This is a genomic window from uncultured Tateyamaria sp., from assembly GCF_947504105.1.
Lineage (GTDB): Bacteria > Pseudomonadota > Alphaproteobacteria > Rhodobacterales > Rhodobacteraceae > Tateyamaria.
Genome location: NZ_CANNGP010000110.1, coordinates 1 through 2,524 on the forward strand (window position 1 = coordinate 1; position 2,524 = coordinate 2,524).

General features: G+C 50.4%; 4 protein-coding genes. 1 reads left to right on the top strand and 3 read right to left on the bottom strand.

Annotated features, from left to right (window positions below):
* Positions 1–183 precede the first annotated feature (183 nt).
* The 3 genes from Q1A75_RS23635 to Q1A75_RS23645 are packed head-to-tail and all read right to left on the bottom strand — an operon-like array spanning position 184 to position 2,221.
* Entirely contained in the window at positions 184–1,431 is a 1,248-nt protein-coding gene (locus tag Q1A75_RS23635; protein ID WP_299593469.1) for a Zn-dependent hydrolase, read from the bottom strand.
* Positions 1,432–1,908, bottom strand: coding sequence for an L-2-amino-thiazoline-4-carboxylic acid hydrolase (locus Q1A75_RS23640; RefSeq protein WP_299593466.1), 477 nt, complete (start codon positions 1,906–1,908; stop codon positions 1,432–1,434).
* A 55-nt stretch (positions 1,909–1,963) separates the two neighbouring features.
* Positions 1,964–2,221: a DUF6356 family protein gene (locus Q1A75_RS23645; protein ID WP_366142234.1), complete on the bottom strand. Its 258-nt coding sequence runs from the start codon at positions 2,219–2,221 to the stop codon at positions 1,964–1,966.
* A gap of 19 nt (positions 2,222–2,240) precedes the next feature.
* On the opposite strand from Q1A75_RS23645, the gene Q1A75_RS23650 reads away from it, so the two are divergent.
* Positions 2,241–2,524 (top strand): AsnC family protein (locus Q1A75_RS23650; RefSeq protein ID WP_299593463.1); only part of this gene is annotated, 284 nt, incomplete at its 3' end.

The window sequence follows — 2,524 nt, forward strand, 5'->3', positions numbered from 1 at the left end:
TTGACCGCAACCATAACAACAGAAAGAAACAGGAACGGATTCTACACCTGAACGGCCCGGATTAGGGGGCTGGGTCATTACTGGTTATGAGTCCTGAGCCTAGGTCGGCTCTGGAGCCCAAAGCAACTGGTGCTGCGGTGTTCATAGATGGCCGCTTTCGTGTTTATGAAATGTTCTTCCGTTTCACAGGCTATCGGCTGCTTGGAACGTTGCGTTCATCAGGACATTTGCTCCTGCGGTTGCCCATTCCTGCAAGATGTTTTCTGCTTCATGGTGACTGAGACCATCAACGCAAGGGCACATGATCATCGTGGCGGGAGCGATCCCATTTACCGAGCAGGCATCATGGCCGGCGCCCGAAACGATATCACACGCTTTATATCCAAACGCATCAACGGCTTTACGCACCATATCGATGCAACCTTCGTCGAAGGTAACCGGCTCAAATCCGCCAAGAACTTCGGTTGAAACCTCGACCTTGCTGTCAGCGCAGATACTTTTTGCCTCATCCAAAAACCGCTCAACCATTCCAGACAAGGCTTTTGATGAAGGCGAGCGGAAGTCGATTGTGAATGTTGCGCCCCCTGGGATGGTGTTGGTTGAATTCGGATAAATATCCATCTGGCCTACTGTCCCTACCGAGTTTGACCCGTGGCGCAGTGCGATCTCATTAACCAACTGGATCAGTCTGGCCATACCCATTGCCGCATCCCTGCGCCCAGGCATTGGTGTTGCACCCGCATGGCTTTCCTTGCCTGTCAAATGAACCTTTAGCCATGTGAGGCCCTGGGCGTGGGTGACTATGCCGATATCAGTTTGCTCTCTTTCCAATATTGGCCCCTGTTCAATATGAAGTTCAAAATAGGCATGTATTTTTCGCTGGCCCAACTTTTCGGAGCCCAGAAACCCGATCTTTTCAAGTTCATCTCCAAAGAGAAGACCCTCGGAATCTGCTCTGGAATAAACCCATGTCTCATCGTATCTGCCCGCAAAAACACCGGAGCCCATCATGGACGGCGCAAATCGCGACCCTTCTTCGTTGGTCCAGTTCGTGACAACGATAGGACGCCGGGTTTGGACATCGTGATCGTTGAGCGTGCGGATGGTTTCCAACCCTGCCAAGACGCCTAACACGCCATCGAATTTTCCGCCGGTTGGTTGGGTGTCGAGATGTGATCCGATGTAAACTGGTAAGGCCGTTGGATCGATGCCGTCCCGCGTAGCGAACATATTGCCAACCCGATCAATGGCGACCGTACAACCTTCCACCTCACACCAGAGTTGGAACAGCTGGCGCGCCTCCCCATCTTCAGAGGTGAGCGCCTGACGATTGGTCCCTCCTGTGAGACCAGGCCCGATTTGAGCCATGTCCATAAGGCTTTGCCAGAGGCGATCAGCGTTCACTTGGATCAGTTCAGATGTTGAATTCACCTAGTCTCCTTTCGAAAATCTATACCTGAAATCACAATGAGAAGCCCCCTGCATGATCGTCTGGGTTCTGTCCAACTCGATATTTGGATTATAGCCTTTGCAAAAGGTGCCATCTCTGGCGCACGACAACAAAGAGCCAATCTTACCTATACCCATTTCGTGATACAATTCTGCGTATTTGCAGCGGGTTACGTTGTAGTGGACCTCGGTCTCGGTCTCCTTCAACATCTCAACCTCAAGTGCTCCATTCGCTTTCCACTGCGGCAACAGATTGTGGAAACTCTCAAGAGTGGTTTCCTGACCCTTGCCGTCCGCGTAGGCTTTTCCATGTGCAACCGAGTCTTTGATGATCGCTGCTCCAAGAATTTCAGAGGCCTGCACTTCGCCTAGTCTATCCACCATCTCCTCATAGATCGGTTTGATGATATTTGCTTCGATGCGGCGTTGCTCAAGGATGGGAAGGGAGGTTTTGGCCATGGGTAAGTCCGTGTGGTTTCTGGGTGCTGACGTTATTCATGCGTCAAGTCGCTGTTTAGGCGCTTTTAGCGTCGGTCGGTTCATCAATACTCCGCACAGAGGTTTTGGCATACAGTCTGGCAACGACTGCGCTTGCTGATTTTTCGAACAGGCATGGAATAAATGCGTGTACGATCGCCATCAGACACGCAACCCCAAGGGTGAATGAAAACTTCGTCGCAAATATCATGCGCTCGAAATATGTCTCATCCGCGGAGCTTGAATGGTCCAGAAATATACGCTTAAATATCCAATACTTCTCGATTGGCCTCAAAGTTAAAATGTCATGTGCTATGATTAAATTTTTCCCAAATTTTTGCCAAAATAAACCGAATACAGGAGATTATCCCAGGAAATGCTATGGACTTGATGAAATAGACAGACGTATTTTGACAAGAGCTCAGGAAAATGCGTACGAAAGCGTTGAAAAGCTGGGCGACGCGATAGGTCTGTCGCGTAACGCTTGCTGGTCTCGCTTGAAACGACTGCAGGAGGAAAGTTGTCCTTCCCCCCTAGAACTGTGCCATTACATTGGCCGCGAAAGGGGGATTGGGCATTGCGAGGAAGCGACATTCAG